Source organism: Streptomyces sp. NPDC034085 (assembly GCF_055575555.1).
In genome coordinates this window covers 682,276-699,471 of sequence record NZ_JBVISL010000002.1, presented here as the reverse complement: position 1 = coordinate 699,471, position 17,196 = coordinate 682,276, and the positions used below count along the sequence as shown (strand labels likewise).

The following is a 17,196-nucleotide window of genomic DNA, read 5'->3' as shown; positions in this document are numbered from 1 at the left end:
CGGGGCCCGCCGCCCCGGTTGGGAGCCTCCTACAGGCGCCGGGCCCCGTACCGGCCCGGGCCGGTACGGGGCCCGGGCCCGCGGGTCACAGGCCGCGGCGGCGCCGGGCGCGGCGGACCGCGGCGGCGGCGCCGAGCAGGGCCACCGTCGCGCCGGCGGCGCCGGCGGCCGTGGCGGCGTCCTTGCGGCCCAGGCGGCGGCCCACGACGGTGTGGCGGCCCGCCACCTCCTGGAGCAGCTCGGCCAGCACCTCCTCGTTGGTCCAGCGGGGCCGCCAGCCCGCCGCGTGCAGCCCGCTGACGCTGACCACCCACGGGTGCATGGTGTAGGCGAGGTCCCCGGCCGGGGAGGGCGTCAGGCCGATCCGGTGGAGCCGGGCCGCGGCGCCCAGGGCGACGGCGGAGGGCAGCTCCATGCGGCGGATCCCGCTGAGCTCCTCCACCTCCTCCTGCTCCAGCCAGCCCTCGCAGCCCACGGCGAGCTCCCCCTCGACCTTCTCCAGGGCCGCGTACTCCAGGGCGCTGACCAGGTCCTCGACGTGGCAGAACTGCCAGGTGGGCCGGGAGCCGGCGACGACGAGCAGCCGCGGGGACTCGAAGTAGCGGGTCAGGGCGGTGTCCGTGCCGCCGACCAGGACCGCCGGGCGGACGACCGTCACGTTCAGCCCGGGGTGCGCGCGGGGGGCACGGCGGCCCAGGCGCTCGATCTCCAGCAGGTCGCCGACGCCGGTGGCCTCGGCGGTGGCGCGCAGCTCGGAGTCCTCCGAGAGCGGGATGTCGTTGTCCGGCAGGGCCCCGTAGACCATCGCCGAGGTGCACAGCACGACGCGGTGCACCCCGGCCGCCGCGGCGGCCGTCAGGACGGTCTGGGTCCCGCGTACGTTGTACGCGGTCCGGGCCGCCGGATCCGTCTCCAGGTCGAGGTCCAGCGCCAGGTGGACGACGACGTCGGCGCCGCGCAGCTTCTCGGCGATCGCCGGGTCCCGTACGTCCAGGACGTGCCACTGCGCTTCGGCGCAGTCCCCACGCCGCTCGTCGATGGCCACGACCTGCTTGACCTCGTCGGAGGCGGCCAGGCGGCTCACCAGGGCGGCGCCGACCCCGGAGGCCGCGCCGGTCACCGCGATCACGGGGCTGCGTCGTCGGGGGCCGTCCTGGTTTCGCGGCTGGCGAACGCCGGAGGCGCTGTCGTCGTGCTCAGGGCGGTTTTCGGCGTCGTGCGGCGCGCGAGCCTGCGGATCTGGGGAACTCACCGGGCGTCTCCAGCGGTTGTCTTCAGTGAGGGCGCGCCGTGACGCGTACCCACCAGGTGATGTCCATCCTGCCGCAGCCCCGGACCCTGCGGAGCACCGAGCCCGTAAGCGGGAGGGGTGTCTACGCTGGGTGGTGTTGTCGGACCATCGCCCGTCGGCTCCCGCCGGCGGCCCTACGAGCCGAGGAAACCCGTGAGCGACACCCCATTCGGATTCGGCCTTCCGCCGGAGGAGCCGGAGGACGGCGACAAGGGCAAGAAGGGCGGCCAGGGCGGCCAGGACGGTCCCGCCAATCCGTTCGGGTTCGGCCCCGGCGGCCTTCCTGGCGGCTTCCCCGGCGGTGCGGACAACCCGTTCGCCGCGATGTTCGGCGCGATGAACCCGAACGACCTCGGCGCCGCGTTCCAGCAGCTCGGGCAGATGCTGAACTACGAGGGCGGTCCCGTGAACTGGGACATGGCCAAGGACATCGCCCGCCAGACCGTCGCGCAGGGCACCGCGGACGGCGTGAAGGACGCGAGCGTCGGCATCGCGGAGAGGTCCGCGGTCCAGGAGGCCGTGCGACTGGCCGACCTGTGGCTGGACGACGTGACCTCCCTGCCGTCGGGCGCCAACGCGGCCGTCGCGTGGAGCCGCGCCGAGTGGGTCGAGGCGACCCTGCCGGTGTGGAAGGAGCTCGTGGACCCGGTCGCCGAGCGCGTCGGCGCGGCCATGGGCAGCGTGCTCCCCGAGGAGATGCAGGCCATGGCGGGCCCGCTGCTCGGGATGATGCGCTCCATGGGCGGGGCCATGTTCGGGCAGCAGATCGGCCAGGCCGTCGGCACCCTGGCGGGCGAGGTCGTCGGCTCCACGGACATCGGACTGCCGCTGGGTCCGGCCGGGCGCGCGGCGCTGCTGCCGCTGAACATCGAGGGCTTCGGCAAGGACCTGGGCGTCCCCTCGGACGAGGTGCGGCTCTACCTGGCCCTGCGCGAGGCGGCCCACGCCCGTCTGTTCGCGCACGTCCCGTGGCTGCGCTCGCACCTGTTCGGCGCGGTCGAGGGGTACGCGCGCGGCATCAAGGTGGACACCTCGAAGCTGGAGGACGTGGTCGGCCAGCTCGACCCGACCAATCCCGAGCAGCTCCAGGAGGCCCTGCAGGGCGGCATGTTCCAGCCGCAGGACACCCCGGAGCAGAAGGCCGCCCTGGCCCGGCTGGAGACGGCGCTCGCGCTGGTCGAGGGCTGGGTGGACGCGGTCGTGCACGAGGCGGCCAAGCCCCGGCTGACCTCGGCCGACGCGATGCGCGAGACCATGCGCCGGCGGCGTGCCTCGGGCGGTCCGGCGGAGCAGACCTTCGCGACGCTGATCGGGCTGGAGCTGCGCCCCCGGCGGCTGCGGGACGCCTCGCGGCTGTGGGCCTCGCTGACCGACGCGCGCGGTGTGGACGGCCGCGACGGGCTGTGGGAGCACCCGGACATGCTGCCGACGGCCTCCGACCTGGACGACCCGGACGGGTTCGTGCACCGCGAGCAGCTGGACTTCTCGGAGATCGACAAGATGCTCGGCGAGGCCGCCCGGCGGCGTGACGAAGAGGGCGACGGCGAGAAGTGAGCCTGTACGAGGACGCCGTCGCGGTCCTGAAGCAGTACGAGGGCCCGGACGCACAGCAGGACGAGCTGCGCGGGGTCTACCTGGAGCACCTGGCCGCCCACCCGGACGGGGTCTACAAGCCCTGCACGGCCGGCCACGTCACGGGCAGCGCGCTGGTGGTCGACCCGGCCGGCGGACGGGTGCTGCTGACCCTGCACAGGAAGCTCGGCATGTGGCTCCAGATGGGCGGGCACTGCGAGCCCGGTGACACCACCCTGGCCGGGGCGGCCATGCGCGAGGCCGTCGAGGAGTCGGGCATCGGCTCGGGGCTGACCCTGGTGGCGGGCGGCCCGGTGCGCCTGGACCGGCACCCGATCCCCGCGCCGTGCAACTGGCACCTGGACGTGCAGTACGCGGTGCTGGCCCCGGCCGGCGCGGTGGCGGAGATCAGCGACGAGTCGCTGGACCTCCGCTGGTTCCCGTACGAGGAGGTGGCGGCGGTGGCCGACACCTCGGTGGTGCGGCTGCTGGAGGCGACCCGGGCGCGGCTGGGCGCCTGACGCCGGCGCGGCGGTGATGCGCCGGGAGGGGCGGGCCCGTGCGGGTCCGCCCCTTCCATCCGTGCGGTGCCGGTCCGGTCAGTTCCAGGCGTTGTTCTGGTTCTGGGCGTGGGCGCCGTGCTGGCCCATGCCGAACTGCGCGGCGACGCCCTGCCCGAGCTGGGCGTTCTGCGGCGGCAGCACCTCGCTGGGCTGCACCAGGGCGAAGCCGGTGCCGAGGAAGCTGAGCTCCCAGCCCTCGCCGGTGTTGCCGCGGCGCCGCCACACGCCGGTGGAGTGCGTCTGGGCCTGCATCTGCACGCGCAGCGAGGTGGACCAGGCGACGATCGCGTCGGCGTCGGCGTTGACGTACTTGTCGGGGGTGACCTGCATCATCAGCGGCTGCCCGGAGGTCATGAGGGCGACCTTGCCGCGGCCGGAGATGTTGAGCTGGTACTTGCCGGAGCCGGAGATCCCGTACTGGCTGTCGACGGCGATGACCTCGGTGTGCAGGGTGGAGTCCATGGCGAGGACGTAGCTGCTGTCGACGGTGAGGCCGTCGTGGTCCACGTCGACGACGTGCACGTACTGGGCGAGGTTGGCGAAGTAGACGGTGCCCTGGCCGGAGCAGCGCATGAGGTCCAGACCCTCGCCGGTGCGGCGGCGGGCGTTCCGCTGGTTGCCGCTCTGGTACTCGCCGTCGAAGTCCACGATCCCCTGGTAGGCGACCATGGCGCCCTTGCGGGCGAGCACGTCGTCGGAGCCGGTCAGGGTGACCCGCAGGAGCTGCGGGTTCTGGACGGTGTAGCGGTCCTGGGACTGCTGTTCGGCGTGGCCGAAAAGTGAGCTCTGCATGATGTGTCCGCTCCCCCTCAGCCCCGGGCCCGGAGCCGGTCGGTGCTGTCCTCGCTGGGCTGTACGACGACGACGCCCTGGCCGGAGAAGGCCATCTGGTAGGCCTCCCCGCTGCCCCGGCCGATCATCGACGAGGCCTTGAAGCTGCGCTTCCCCTTGACCTTGAGGTTCGGCGACCAGGCGACGAGCGCGTCCGGGTCGACGTACGTCTCGTCCTCGCCGCGGCCGCAGTCGACCACGATCGGGGTGCCGCGGGAGGTGATGGCGACCCAGCCGGTTCCGGCGACCTGGACGTTGAAGAGGCCCTGGCCGGCGAACTTCGCCATGCCCTTGACGCGTTCGACGCCCCACTGGAGGTGGGCGTCGAAGGCGAGGAGGTTGGTGCCGTTGACGGAGAGGGCGTCGTTGTTCAGGTTGATGCAGACGACGTCGGCGCCGTAGTCGGCCAGGTAGAGGAGGCCGTCGCCGGTGCACTTCATCAGGGGGGCGCCCTCGCCGGTCAGCCACTGCGAGGCCATCTGGCGGACGGCGGGCGGGTTGGGCTCGTACTGGACGAAGCCCTCGTAGGCGACCATCGAGCCGGTGCGGGCGAAGAGGTCCTGGCCGCTCTGCATGGCGACCTTGAGCATGGCCCGGCCGTGGTTCTCCATGCGGGCCGTGACGGGGGTCGGGGCGTAGCCCGCGAGCTGCTGGTTCATTGCGTTCATGGCGTTCATGTGGGGCTCCCTCAGACCTCGTACGGCTGGACGACGATGAAGTTGCCGGGGGCGCCGCGGAACTGCAGGTTCACGGTCTCCCCGCTGTGGCCCGGGTAGGCGTTGCGGCGCAGCCGGACCTGGCTGGAAATGATCACCTGCGAGGCGGCCGACCAGGCCACGATGGCGTTGCTGTCCGCGAAGGTGGTGGGGGTCACGGGCAGTACGACGGGCACGCCGTGCGTCTTGACGATGACCGTGCCGGAGCCCTGGAACAGCATGGTGAACAGGGCGCCGCCGGGGATGCCGTGGCCCTCGATGCGGCGGACCTCGTGCTGGAGGGACTCGTCGAAGGCGAGGACGCTCTCCGCGGAGACGCAGATCCCGTCGCCCTGGAGCTCGATGGCGTGCAGGTGGGCGCCGTTCTCGGCGAGGAAGACCTGGCCGCGGCCGGTGCAGCGCATCAGCTGCATCTCCTGGCCGGTGGCGTTGCCGACGATGCGGCCGGCGAAGCCCGCGCCCTTGTAGCTGAAGTCGACCTTGCCCTGGTACAGGACCATGCTGCCCTGGCGGGCGAGGACGGCCTGGCCGCCCATCGCGAGGTCGACCCGCATGAGCTGCTGGTTCTGCGGGGTCCAGCGGGCGCCGGTGGGGGCCTCCTTGTACGGCTGGAGGGCGGCGGCGAGCCCGGCGCCGGGCCCGGCGGCCTGCGGGGCCTGGCCGTAGGGGGGCGGGGGCTGCTGGCCGTACGCGGGCTGCTGGCCGTAGGGGGGCTGGGCGCCCGGCTGCTGGCCCGGGATCTGGCCGTACGAGGGCTGCGGCTGCCCGCCGTAGGGCGCGGGGGCCGGGGCCGGGGGCGGGACCTGGCCGCCGTAGGAGGGCTGCTGCCCGAACGAGGGCGGGCCGGGCTGCTGAGGGGGGTGGGGCGGCTGGCCGTACGGGGCCGCGGGGGCGGGCGCGGCCAGCGGGGCGACCATGGTCGGGGCCGAGTGCACGGGCGCCGGGGCCGGGGGCTGCGGGGCAGGCGCCTGCTGCTGCGGCTGTGGCTGCTGCGGCGGGGCGTACGGCGCGGGGGCGGGCGGCTGCTGGACCGGGGCGCCGAAGGAGGGGGCCGGGGCGGCGGCCTGCGCGGGCGGGGCGAAGCTCGGCGCTCCGGCCTGCGGCTGGGCCGGGGCCTGCGGCTCGGGCTGCGCCTCGTCCTCGGCGACCTCGCCGCCGAAGTGCTCCAGCAGGGCGGCGAGTCCGCCGTCGAAGCCCTGTCCGACGGCGGCGAAGCGCCACACGTCCTTGCGGTAGAAGTCGCCGATCATCAGGGCGCGTTCGGTGCTGAACTCCGCACCGGTGAAGGAGTACCGGACGACTTCCTCACCGCCGGCCACGACCCGGATGTAGCCGGGTCCGATCTGCGACATCTGCCCGGCGCCGTCGAGGGTGGCGGTGAAGGACAGCTTGTGGATGGCCGCGGGCACGCGGTCGAGGGTCACCCGGAAGGATTCCGTGTCACCGGCCTGCGCGCCGAGCTGCTGGACGGACTCCTCGGGCGACTTCGGCTGGTTGAAGAAGACGAAGTAGCGGTCGTCCGACAGCCGCTCGTCGGCGTCGAGGCCGAAGCAGCTGATGTCGAAGGTGAGCCCCGGCCCGGAGATCTGGACGCCCACGTACAGATCGGTACCCGCCGTCAGATCACTGATCTTGGCCTTGTGGCCGCGTTGGAATTCCCTGGCCATGTGTCCGACCGTCCCCCATCCCGACTACGACTGCGTGCACCGCCGGATGCGTGCTGCTCGATGTGTGCCGCTCAGGCTAACGGCTCCTGCCGACATCCGGCCAAGCCGGTACCGACCCGGTACACACTCACTCTCCGTGACGGAAGGTCATTCCCCGCGGGCGGCCGGGACCCGGGGCAGGCGCTCCGCCGCGGCCACTCCCTCGAGGAATCCCCGGGCCCGCTCGGTCTTCGGGTACGCCTCCAGCAGCTCCCAGAAACGGGGGCCGTGGCCGGGCACCAGGAGGTGCGCCAACTCGTGCAGCAGCACGTAGTCGACGACGTACTCCGGCATTCCCTGGAGGCGGTGGGACAGCCGGATGCTGCCCTCGGCGGGGGTGCAGGAGCCCCAGCGGGTGTTCTGGTTGGTGACCCAGCGGACCGACCGCGGGCGGGCACGGCCGCTGAAGTACTGCTCGGACAGACGCCCGGCGCGCTCGATCAGTTCCGCGTCGCCGAGGGTGCGCTTGCTCTCCTGGGCGGCGAGCTTGTCGAGCATGACGCCCACCCAGCGCCGCTCTTCCGCCTCGGACATCCGGGCAGGGATCAGGACGACCGTCCGCTCGCCCTCACGGTAGGCGGACACGGTCCTGCGGCGGCGGGCGCTCCGGCGGACTTCGACGGCTCGCTGCGGGGGCTCGGCTGACACGCTTTGACGTTACCCGGTCGCCGTGGTGGAAGTCCCGCGCGTCCGAGGTTCGAACATGATCGGTTCGCCGGCGGTGTCCGAAGCACTCTCGTTCTTCATCTCATATGCCCAATACCCCTTGCCTGTGGACAAATCTGCGCACGCGATCCCGTGGCCGGGCATCGTGGCGGAGACGCGGAAACACAGAACCGCAGAACCGCAGGAACGCAGAAGCGCAGGAGTGCTGGAGCGCAGTAGCGCTGGGGCGCGGTGGCGCAGGAGCCGGGAGACCGGCGAGAGGGGAGTCGGGATGTATCCGAAGGTGAAGCCGGCGCTGGCGCGGGCGTGGCGGGACCTGCAGACGGTCCAGTTCGGGGTGACGCCCGCCCACGCGGTGGTGCTCGGACCGCTGGACACGGCGACCGGATCGTTGATCGACCGGATCGACGGGACGCGGGGCATGGAGCTGCTGCGGGCCGAGGCCGCCGCGACGGGGCTGCCGGAGGGGCAGGCGGACGGGCTGGTCAGGCGGCTCGCGGAGGCCGGGCTGCTGGACGACCTCACCGCCGGGGGGCCTCGGGCGCAGGCCTTGCGGCGCCGGCCCGAGGTGTTGGAGCGGCTGGGGCCCGATCTCGGCTCGCTCTCGCTGGTGCACCGGGAGCCGGGAGGGGACCTGCGGGGCATCGCCGCGCGCAGGGCGTTACGGGTCCAGGTGCGCGGGAGCGGCCGGGTGGGGGCGGTGATCGCCGCCGTACTGGCGGGGGCCGGGGTGGGCCGGGTCGAGGTCCTCGACGGGGGCCGGGTGGAGGTCGCCGACGTGGCGCCGGGCGGGCTGGATCCGGGCAGCGTGGGCCGGCTGCGGGCCGAGGCGGCGGCCGCCCTCGTACGGGAGTCGGCCCCGGGGCGGGCTCCGGGTGCCGGTGATCCCGACGGGCCGGGGCCGGGGCTGGCACTGGTGGTGGTCGCGCCGCGGGACGGCCTCCAGGCGTGGGCGCCCGATCCGGCGACGGCCGCCGACTGGGTGGCGACGGGCACCCCGCACCTGTACGCGGGGGTGCTGGAGGGGACGGGGCTGGTCGGGCCCCTGGTGCTGCCCGGGTCCACGGCGTGCGCGGGGTGCATGGAGCGCGACCGCGTCGACCGGGATCCGGCCTGGCCGCGGATGCTGGTGCAGTGGCGCTCGGCGCACCGCCGCCGCGGGGCGGGCGCCTGCGACCTGGGGCTGTCGACGGCGGTGGCCGGCCTGGCGGCGGCCCACGCCCTGGCCTTCCTCGACGGCCAGCTGCCCGCTTCGACGGCCGCTCGCTGGGAGGCCGCCCTGCCCGGGCTGCACTGGGAGCGCTCCGCGCTGCGGCCGCACCCGGACTGCCCCTGCGCCGCGGCGGCCCCGGCGGCGGTCGCGGCGGGGCCGGTCCTGGCGGGGCCGGTGCCGGCCGTGGGCTCCGGGGAGGTGCCCTCGTGAGCGGGCGGACTCCCGCCGGATCCGGGGCAGGTGCCCCGCTCCGGGGGATCGGGGGGGCATGGCAGGATGCGACGGGGGCCGAGCCGCGCCTCGAACCGCCGCTCGCGGCACAGCAGTCTGTGAACTGGAGGGGCTCATGTCTGATCTTCCCCGGAAGGCGGTCACGCGCACCGTCAAACTGGCCGCGCTGCCGCTCGGCATCGCGGGCCGGGCCACCTGGGGCCTGGGCAAGCGGATCGGCGGCAAGTCCGCCGAGATCGTGGCCCGCGAGCTCCAGCAGCGCACCGCCGAGCAGCTGTTCCGCACGCTCGGGGAGCTGAAGGGGGGCGCGATGAAGTTCGGGCAGGCCCTTTCGGTCTTCGAGTCGGCGCTGCCCGAGGAGGTCGCCGGCCCCTACCGGGCGGCGCTGACCAAGCTTCAGGAAGCGGCCCCGCCGCTGCCCGCGGCGCGGGTGCACGAGGTGCTGGCGCAGCGGCTCGGCGAGGACTGGCGGGAGCTGTTCGAGGAGTTCGAGGACAAGCCGTCCGCGGCCGCCTCGATCGGGCAGGTCCACCGTGCGGTGTGGCACGACGGACGGCAGGTGGCGGTCAAGGTCCAGTACCCGGGGGCCGGGGAGGCGCTGCTGTCGGACCTCAAGCAGCTCAGCCGGTTCGCCGGCCTGCTGGGTCCGCTGGTTCCGGGCATGGACATCAAGCCGCTGATCACCGAGTTGCGCGACCGGGTCGCGGAGGAGCTGGACTACGAGCTGGAGGCCGAAGCCCAGCGCACCCACGCCGACGCCTTCGACGCCGACGAGGACGTCCTCGTCCCGGACGTCGTCCACCAGGGCGACCAGGTGCTGGTGACCGAGTGGATGGAGGGCACCCCGCTCTCGGAGGTGATCACCGACGGCACGCAGGAGGAACGCGACCGCGCCGGACAGCTGCTGGCCCGCTTCCTCTTCTCCGGGCCGGCCCGCACCGGGCTGCTGCACGCCGATCCGCATCCGGGCAACTTCCGGCTCGTGGCCGGGGCGGACGGCCGGATACGGCTGGGCGTGCTGGACTTCGGCACCGTGGACCGGCTGCCGGGCGGCTGGCCCAGGCCCATCGGCCGGTCACTGCGGATGACCCTGGACGGCGACGCCGAGGGGGTCTACGGGCACCTGCGCGCCGAGGGGTTCGTCAGGGAGAGCATCGAACTCGACCCGGACGCGGTGCTCGACTACCTCAAGCCGATCATCGAGCCCGCCGAGGCCGACGAATTCACCTTCACCCGGCCGTGGTTGCGCGGGCAGGCGGCGCGGATCGCCGATCCCCGCTCCCCCGCCCACCAGTTGGGGCGGCAGATCAACCTGCCGCCGTCCTACCTGCTGATCCACCGGGTGACGCTGAGCACCATCGGCGTCCTGTGCCAGCTCGGTGCGACGGTACGGCTGCGCGACGAACTGGAGGAGTGGCTCCCCGGGTTCCTGCCCGAGGACTGACCGGACGGGGCGGACCGCACCGCGGCGGCCGGGAGCGCGTCACCACCAGGAGGAGTCGAGCCGACCTTCGATGGCACGCAGGTTGGCGCGCGCGCAGTCGACGCAGAAGTACTGTCTGGTGCCGTTCTCCACCGAGCACGTCCAGGTGGGCGGCGGCGGGCCGCCGCCCGGTGAGCGCGTACCGCAGCGCGCGCAGACGACGGGCTGGGCCTCGGGCCCCGGCGGGGTGGGGTGGGGGGTCGGCTGGTCCACCACCAGACGATATCCCTGCGGGGCCGCGGCGGCCTCCGCAACGCACCGGGGGGACCGGTCCGTTCGGACCGGTCCCCCCGTGAGCTCGGATGCTCAGTGCATGACGGCCATGGCCAGCGCGCGCCGGGCGCGCATGGAGACGCGCTCGGCCCGTCGCTGCATGCGCCGGGCGGCGACCAGGCGCAGGGCGTGACGCTCGGCGTCCGCCTCGCGCATGCGGTCGTCCATATGGGCACGGGCCATGGCTTCTGGGATGAGTTGCATTTCTCGGGTCCTGTTCTGACGCGAGGTGATCGCGCCGGCGGTGATGAAGTCTGCGGTGGCGGAGCCGTGCGGCTGCTCGCTCGTGGTGGTGTAGGGGGACATGGGGGCCTGCTTCAAGGGGTCGTGCGTGAGGGGGCGGTCGATGGTTCCGATGGCGGTCATGCCGCTGCAACCGGGTTCTTGCGCGGACGGCCACGGGGCCGCTTGCGGGCCACGACCACGCCCTGGACGAAGAGCTCTCCGCCCCAGACGCCCCAGGGCTCGCGGCGCTCCTTCGCACCGGCGAGGCAGGCCTCGACCAGCGGGCAGGTGCCGCAGAGGGACTTGGCGTACTCGACGTCCGCCGGGGACTCGGCGAAGAAGACCTCGGGGTCGAAGGTGCGGCAGGGGACGGGTACGCCGAGGTTCTCGATGGCGTCGTCGAGCGCGGTGAGCGCGGTGAGGGGGGTCAAGGCGGGGTCCTCCGGGACTGCGGGCGGGGAGATCGTTTGGGTCTGCGGTACGGACGGGGCGTGCGCTTCGAGTTGCACGGTGTTTTCTTCCTCGTCTTGTTCGGCTAGTCGTTCCGGCCGGTCGGCCGGGTGGCGGCTGGTTGCTGGTCCTGCCAGTCCCGAGGCCCCTTCGCTCCGCCGTCCCCGGTCGGGGACAAACAGAAGGGCCGCGGATCCCGGGTGGGGTTCCGCGGCCCTGAAGGCGCCGGCCTGATCATGCGATCAGGCTGGATCACTCCAGGGTTCGAGCCCGCGGAAGGCCCACATCAGGTGGTGCTGCTGCTTCGTCTGCGTCTGAATTCCGGCACCGGCCGCGGCCGCGAAGCCATAGGCGCCATGCGCCGCGCGGGCTTCCGCTACTGCCACCAGTGCCTTGGTCGGTCGCTCATTGCGCTCGCTGACCGGAAGGGTCGCCAGCAGGGCGGGGCTGTCGGCGGAGACCGCGGACAGACCGGTGCCCAGGAGGGAGACGGAACCGAGCAGGCAGGAAGCGTCGACCGAGCGATCGGTCATTTTGGTGAAGGTCATGAAGCTGGCCACTGGTCTCGCCTCCTCTCGGCGTCTCGGGGACCCGGCCCGAAGGCCTGTCCCATGCGTATTCGGATAAGTACAGCACGGATCCCGGGCTTCGGAGAAGCCACCGTTTCCGTTGCTAAGAACCTATGGGGCTTCGCCGGGCATGTGCAAACTATTTTTCCGACGAGTTTCTACGCGTCGTCAGGATCCTCGCCCCCAGGCTCCTGACCTGTGCAGATGGCCAGGACGTCGGCGCCGTACCGCTCGAGCTTGCGGCCGCCCACGCCGGAGATCATCGAGAGCTCCCCCGGCTCGGAGGGAGCGGCCTCCGCGATCGCCATCAGCGTCTTGTCCGTGAAGACGCAGTACGCGGGCAGACCCTGGAGCTTCGACTGGCCGGCGCGCCACTCGCGCAGCCGCTCGTAGAGGCCCTCGTCCATGTCCGACGGGCAGTCGCCGCAGCGCATCAGCTTGATGTCCCCGGCCTCCGTCAGCGTCCGGCCGCAGACCCGGCACAGCACCGGCCCGCGGCGACCGCGCTTGCGGGCCGCCCCGCCCCCCTCCGGGGCGCCCGGGCGGCTGCCGGGGGCCGCGGAGCCGGGCCGCAGGCCGTTCAGGAAGCGGCTGGGCCGGCGGGAGGCCCGCCCGCCCGGAGCGCGGGAGAGCGCCCAGGAGAGCGTCAGGTGGAGCCGCGCGCGGGTGACCCCGACGTAGAGCAGCCGCCGCTCCTCCTCGACCTGCTCGTCCGTCTTGGCGTAGGTGATGGGCACCATGCCGTCGGTGAGGCCGACCAGGAACACGGCGTCCCACTCCAGGCCCTTCGCGGCGTGCAGTGAGGCGAGGGTCACGCCCTGGACGGTCGGCGCGTGCTGCGCGGCCTTGCGCTCCTCCAGTTCGACGGTGAGCTCGGCCAGGCCGGCGCCGGGGCGGGCCCGGGCGAAGTCCTCGGCGAGGCGGACGAGGGCGGCCAGGGACTCCCACTGGTCGCGCACGGCGCCGGAGCCGGCGGGCGGCTCGGCGGTCCAGCCGGTGGAGCTGAGCACGGCCCGGACCTGGGAGCCCAGTTCGACGATGTCGTCGAGGAGCGGGTCGTTGCCGGCGGAGCGGGCGGCTCCGCGCAGCGCGAGGACCGCCTTCTGCACTTCGGCGCGCTCGAAGAAGCGCTCCGCCCCGCGCAGCTGGTACGGGACCCCGGCGTCGGCGAGGGCCTGCTCGTAGACCTCGGACTGGGCGTTGATGCGGTAGAGCACGGCGATCTCGCCGGCCGGGACGCCGGCCGCGATCAGGTCCCTGATCCGGCGGGCCACGCCCTCGGCCTCGGCGGGCTCGTCGGGGTACTCCGCGTACGCCGGGTCGGGCCCGGGCTCGCGCTGGGACACCAGCTCCAGCCGGTGTTCGGCGGCCCGGCCCCGGGCCTGGTTCAGCAGGCCGTTGGCGAGGTGGACCACCTGGGGGGTGGAGCGGTAGTCGCGGACCAGCTTGACCACGGTGGCCTGCGGGTAGCGGTCGCGGAAGTTCAGCAGGTGGTCGGGGGTCGCGCCGGTGAAGGAGTAGATGGTCTGGCTGGCGTCGCCGACGACGCAGAGGCTGTCGCGGTCGCCGAGCCACAGCTCCAGCAGCCGCTGCTGGAGCGGGCTGACGTCCTGGTACTCGTCCACCACGAAGTGCTGGTACTGGGTGCGGATCTGCTCGGCGATGTCGTGGCGGTCCTGGAGGATGCCGACGGTGAGGAGCAGCACGTCCTCGAAGTCGATCATTCCGCGGTCGCGCTTGAGTTGTTCGTACGTGCCGTAGATCTGGGCGATCTCGGCGGTGTCGCGGGGGGCCTCGCGGCCCGCCTTGAGGGCGGCGGCGGGGTAGTCGGCGGGGACGGTCTGGGTGACCTTGGCCCATTCGATCTCGCCGGTGACGTCGCGCAGCTCGTTGCGGTCGAGACGGACGCGGCAGCGGGCGCCGGCCTCGGCCACGAACTGGATCTTGCGCTCGAGGAGGCGGGGCACCTCCCCGCCGACGGCCCGGGGCCAGAAGTACTGGAGCTGGCGCAGGGCGGCCGAGTGGAAGGTGCGGGCCTGGACCCCGCCCGCGCCGAGGGCCCGCAGGCGGCCGCGCATCTCTCCGGCGGCGCGGTTGGTGAAGGTGACGGCCAGCACGCTGGCGGGCATGAGCTGGCCCGAGCGGACGCCGTAGGCGATGCGGTGGGTGATCGCCCGGGTCTTGCCGGTACCGGCACCCGCCAGCACGCACACCGGCCCGCGCAGGGTCGTGGCGACCTCGCGCTGCTCGGGGTCGAGGCCCTGGAGCACGGCGTCGGGGTCGACGTCGGCGCCGCCGCCGGCCGGTACGGATGAGGAGTGCGTTGCTGCTGTCACCCTGCCATGCTGCCAGGTCCGGTGGGCCGGACGGGAAACTTGTCCACAGGCCCATGGCATCCGTCACACCGGCCGCCGCCCGTGGATCAGCCGGTCCCCAGCCCCGGATCGAGAGCACGGGATCGAGCCCTGCATGGAGCCCTGCATGGAGCCCTGCATCGAGCCCTGCATCGCGCGCTGCATCGGGAGTGGACCGAGAGTGGACCGGCGGGCGGTCGAATCGGTCACACCGCGGATCCGGCCGGGAATGGCCGGGCGGCACGGGACGTTCCATTCCCCGGATCACCCGGCACCGCGATCCACCGAGACTCACAGAGGAGCGAGCATGCAGGACACGGGCACCGTCACGATGTACAGCACCACCTGGTGCGGCTACTGCCGCCGGCTGAAGACCCAGCTGGACCGGGAAGGCATCGCGTACAACGAGATCAACATCGAGCTCGACCCCGAGTCCGCGGCGTTCGTGGAGAAGGCCAACGGCGGCAACCAGACCGTCCCCACCGTGCTCGTGAAGTCCTCCGCCGGCAACGAGTCCGTCATGACGAACCCGAGCCTGGCCCAGGTCAAGCAGGCCCTGGCCGTCTGACCCGCGCGCTCCCGGAAACGGCCCCCGCCCCGGCGGGGGCCTTCTGCGTTTCCCTCGGGCCGTCGGGCTCAGGCGGCCGCCGGCTCCTTCGGCAGCGGCTGGCCGTACCAGAGCTCGATCAGGCGGGCCGCGATGGAGATGCCGGACGGGGCCAGTACCTCGCCCGCCTCGATCGCGGCGCGGTAGTCCTCGCGGGAGAACCAGCGGGCCTCCTGGATCTCCTCGCCGTCGACGGTGATCTCCGAGCTGACGGCGCGGGCGTTGAAGCCCAGCATCAGGCTGTACGGGAACGGCCAGGGCTGGCTGGCGACGTACTCGACCTCGCCGATCCGCACCCCCGCCTCCTCCCACACCTCGCGGATCACCGACTGCTCTATGGACTCGCCCGGCTCCACGAAACCGGCCAGCGTGGAGAAGCGGCCCTCGGGCCAGTGCACCTGGCGGCCCAGCAGCGCGCGGTCCTGCTCGTCGGTGACCAGCATGATCACGGCCGGGTCGGTGCGCGGGTAGTGCTCGGCGCCGCAGCCCGGGCAGCGGCGGATGTGGCCGGCCGCCGCGACGACGGTGCGCTCGCCGCAGCGGGAGCAGAAGCGGTGCATGCGCTGCCAGTTCTCCAGCGCCACCGCGTGCACCATCAGCCCGGCGTCGCGCGGGTTCAGCAGCAGCCCCGCCTCGCGGAGCCCGGCCGGGCGGGCCGACTGGTCCATGCGGCCCGGCAGCGAGTCCTTCTGCAGCGCGAAGTACCGTACGCCGTCCTCGTCCGTACCCAGGAAGTACCGGTGGGTCTCGGTGACGGGCGCCTCGAAGGCCGGGGTCATCACGATGCCCGTCCCGCCGTCGGGGGTGTCGTCGATCAGCACCTGGCCGCCGGAGACGACGAAGACGCGGGTCGTGGGGTGGCTCCAGGCCGCGGCGAGCCACGCCTCGTCGAGGCGGTGGTGCGCGGCGCGGTCGATGTCGCTGGGCGCGGTGAGCGAGAGAGGACGCTCGGTATGGGTGCTCACAGGTACTTCCAACTCCCCCGGTGGTGGGACAAGGCAGGCGTACGGAACGTGCTTCGGCTTCAGGTGGTGGCGGGCGACCAGTTCTCGGCGAGGTCGCCCCACAGGTAGGCGGCGGTCTCCACGCCCTTGAGGAGCAGGTCGAGCTCGACCTTCTCGTTCGGCGAGTGCCAGCCGTCGGACGGTACGGAGATCCCCAGGAACAGGACCGGCGCGCCCAGCACGTCCTGGAGGTCGGCCGCCGGGCCGGAGCCGCCCTCGCGGGTGAAGCGGACCTGCTGCCCGAAGGCGCGGCCCATGGCGCGGACCACGGACTGCAGCGCGGGATGGTCCAGCGGGGTCAGACAGGGCCGGGTGGGTGCGCCGAAGACGATGCGGTGCCGGATCCCGGCGGGGACGCGGGCCGCGACCCAGTCCCGGACGGCCGCCTCGACCTCGTACGGGTCCTGCCCGGAGACCAGTCGGAACGACAGCTTCAGGTGGGCGGAGGCCGGCACGATGGTCTTGCCGCCGGGGCCCTGGTACCCGCCGCCGATGCCGTTGACCTCGGCGGTCGGCCGGGCCCAGACCCGCTCCAGCGTCGAGTAGCCCGCCTCGCCCGCGGCCGCGTACGACTTGGCCGTACGGAGCCACTCGGCCTCGTCGAAGGGCAGCTCGGAGATCAGCCGGCGCTCGGCGTCGGTCAGCTCGGCGATGCCGTCGTAGAAGCCGGGGATCGTGACCCGCTCGTCCTCGTCGTGCAGCGCCGCGACGAGGCGGGCGGCGACGGTGGCCGGGTTCGGCACGGCTCCGCCGAAAGCACCGGAGTGGATGTCCTGGTCGGGCCCGTGGAAGTCGATCTCGCAGTCGGCGACGCCGCGCATGCCGGTGCAGACGGTGGGGGTGGTCTCGGACCACATGCCGGTGTCGGAGACGATCACGACGTCGGCGGCGAGCTCCGCGGCGCGGTCCTCGACGAGGTCGCGGAAGTTCGGGGAGCCGGACTCCTCCTCGCCCTCGACGAGCAGCTTGAGGTGCACGGCGGGGGCCTCGGCGCCCGTCGCGGCGAGGTGGGCGCGCAGGCCCAGGGTGTGGAAGAACACCTGGCCCTTGTCGTCGGCCGCGCCGCGCCCGTACATCCGGCCATCCTTGACGACCGGCTCGAAGGGCTCGGTGTGCCAGCCGTCGGCGAGGGCGGCGGGCTGCACGTCGTGGTGGCCGTAGACGAGGACGGTGGGGGCGGCCGGGTCGGCGGCCGGCCAGTGCGCGAAGACGGCGGGGGCGCCGCTTCCCCCGGCGGTCTCCCAGACCTCGGCAACCGGGAAGCCGGTCTCCTTGAGCTTCGCGGCGAGCCAGTCGGCGCTGCGGCGTACGTCGTCCGCGTGCTCGGGCTGGGCCGAGACGGAGGGGATGCGCAGCCACTCGGCGAGGTCGTCGAGGAAGGCGGCGCGGTGCGTGTCTATGTACGTGCGGACGACGCTGTCCGGGGTTTCGCTCATGGCCAC

General features: G+C 73.3%; 17 protein-coding genes. 5 read left to right on the top strand and 12 right to left on the bottom strand.

The window, feature by feature from the left end:
• Window positions 1–85: 85 nt before the first annotated feature.
• Window positions 86–1,252: an SDR family oxidoreductase gene (locus tag ACZ501_RS08610; RefSeq protein WP_361601394.1), complete on the bottom strand. Its 1,167-nt coding sequence runs from the start codon at window positions 1,250–1,252 to the stop codon at window positions 86–88.
• A 192-nt stretch (window positions 1,253–1,444) separates the two neighbouring features.
• Here ACZ501_RS08610 and ACZ501_RS08605 point away from each other — a divergent pair, with 192 nt between their 5' ends.
• Both ACZ501_RS08605 and ACZ501_RS08600 read left to right on the top strand, forming a co-directional pair.
• The gene (locus tag ACZ501_RS08605) at window positions 1,445–2,845 is read left to right on the top strand and encodes a zinc-dependent metalloprotease (protein WP_361601397.1); all 1,401 of its coding nucleotides are present in this window, start codon (window positions 1,445–1,447) and stop codon (window positions 2,843–2,845) included.
• On the top strand, window positions 2,842–3,384 hold the full coding sequence (locus ACZ501_RS08600; protein WP_361601400.1) for an NUDIX hydrolase: 543 nt from the start codon (window positions 2,842–2,844) through the stop codon (window positions 3,382–3,384). Before ACZ501_RS08605 ends, ACZ501_RS08600 begins: the two co-directional genes overlap by 4 nt.
• Before the next feature lie 78 nt (window positions 3,385–3,462).
• Here the strand turns inward: ACZ501_RS08600 and ACZ501_RS08595 are convergent, their stop codons facing one another.
• From ACZ501_RS08595 to ACZ501_RS08580, 4 genes are all read right to left on the bottom strand, one after another.
• Window positions 3,463–4,218 (bottom strand): AIM24 family protein, encoded by a 756-nt coding sequence (locus ACZ501_RS08595; protein ID WP_361601403.1) that lies wholly within the window; start codon window positions 4,216–4,218, stop codon window positions 3,463–3,465.
• Window positions 4,219–4,235: 17 nt separating this feature from the next.
• On the bottom strand, window positions 4,236–4,916 hold the full coding sequence (locus ACZ501_RS08590; RefSeq protein ID WP_361601461.1) for an AIM24 family protein: 681 nt from the start codon (window positions 4,914–4,916) through the stop codon (window positions 4,236–4,238).
• Window positions 4,917–4,945: 29 nt separating this feature from the next.
• Entirely contained in the window at window positions 4,946–6,640 is a 1,695-nt protein-coding gene (locus tag ACZ501_RS08585; protein WP_468793471.1) for a TerD family protein, read from the bottom strand.
• A 147-nt stretch (window positions 6,641–6,787) separates the two neighbouring features.
• A complete protein-coding gene (locus ACZ501_RS08580; RefSeq protein WP_361601409.1) occupies window positions 6,788–7,327 on the bottom strand; it encodes a M48 metallopeptidase family protein in 540 nt (179 codons plus the stop codon).
• Window positions 7,328–7,616: 289 nt separating this feature from the next.
• On the opposite strand from ACZ501_RS08580, the gene ACZ501_RS08575 reads away from it, so the two are divergent.
• Together ACZ501_RS08575 and ACZ501_RS08570 are read left to right on the top strand one after the other, a co-directional pair.
• Window positions 7,617–8,768 (top strand): ThiF family adenylyltransferase, encoded by a 1,152-nt coding sequence (locus tag ACZ501_RS08575; RefSeq protein ID WP_468793469.1) that lies wholly within the window; start codon window positions 7,617–7,619, stop codon window positions 8,766–8,768.
• 136 nt (window positions 8,769–8,904) lie between these two features.
• Window positions 8,905–10,233 carry an ABC1 kinase family protein gene (locus ACZ501_RS08570; protein ID WP_361601415.1) on the top strand — a complete coding sequence of 443 codons (1,329 nt, stop codon included), beginning with the start codon at window positions 8,905–8,907 and terminating at the stop codon, window positions 10,231–10,233.
• Between the two features lie 39 nt (window positions 10,234–10,272).
• On the opposite strand, the gene ACZ501_RS08565 is transcribed toward ACZ501_RS08570, so the two are convergent.
• The 5 genes from ACZ501_RS08565 to ACZ501_RS08545 form a co-directional block, all read right to left on the bottom strand.
• A complete protein-coding gene (locus tag ACZ501_RS08565) occupies window positions 10,273–10,485 on the bottom strand; it encodes a hypothetical protein (RefSeq protein ID WP_361601418.1) in 213 nt (70 codons plus the stop codon).
• Between the two features lie 93 nt (window positions 10,486–10,578).
• Entirely contained in the window at window positions 10,579–10,911 is a 333-nt protein-coding gene (locus ACZ501_RS08560) for a hypothetical protein (protein WP_361601421.1), read from the bottom strand.
• Entirely contained in the window at window positions 10,908–11,279 is a 372-nt protein-coding gene (locus ACZ501_RS08555) for a WhiB family transcriptional regulator (RefSeq protein WP_351879426.1), read from the bottom strand. The genes ACZ501_RS08560 and ACZ501_RS08555 overlap by 4 nt, the downstream gene beginning before the upstream one ends.
• 183 nt (window positions 11,280–11,462) lie before the next feature.
• Entirely contained in the window at window positions 11,463–11,780 is a 318-nt protein-coding gene (locus tag ACZ501_RS08550; RefSeq protein WP_468793467.1) for a hypothetical protein, read from the bottom strand.
• 167 nt (window positions 11,781–11,947) lie between these two features.
• Window positions 11,948–14,185 carry an ATP-dependent DNA helicase UvrD2 gene (locus tag ACZ501_RS08545; protein WP_468793465.1) on the bottom strand — a complete coding sequence of 746 codons (2,238 nt, stop codon included), beginning with the start codon at window positions 14,183–14,185 and terminating at the stop codon, window positions 11,948–11,950.
• A gap of 265 nt (window positions 14,186–14,450) precedes the next feature.
• Here ACZ501_RS08545 and ACZ501_RS08540 point away from each other — a divergent pair, with 265 nt between their 5' ends.
• Window positions 14,451–14,711: a mycoredoxin gene (locus tag ACZ501_RS08540; RefSeq protein WP_031151539.1), complete on the top strand. Its 261-nt coding sequence runs from the start codon at window positions 14,451–14,453 to the stop codon at window positions 14,709–14,711.
• A 68-nt stretch (window positions 14,712–14,779) separates the two neighbouring features.
• On the opposite strand, the gene nudC is transcribed toward ACZ501_RS08540, so the two are convergent.
• Window positions 14,780–15,727: an NAD(+) diphosphatase gene (nudC, locus tag ACZ501_RS08535; RefSeq protein WP_361601425.1), complete on the bottom strand. Its 948-nt coding sequence runs from the start codon at window positions 15,725–15,727 to the stop codon at window positions 14,780–14,782.
• Between the two features lie 47 nt (window positions 15,728–15,774).
• Complete coding sequence (locus tag ACZ501_RS08530) at window positions 15,775–17,190, bottom strand: dipeptidase (RefSeq protein ID WP_468793463.1); 1,416 nt, start codon at window positions 17,188–17,190, stop codon at window positions 15,775–15,777.
• Window positions 17,191–17,196 lie beyond the last annotated feature (6 nt).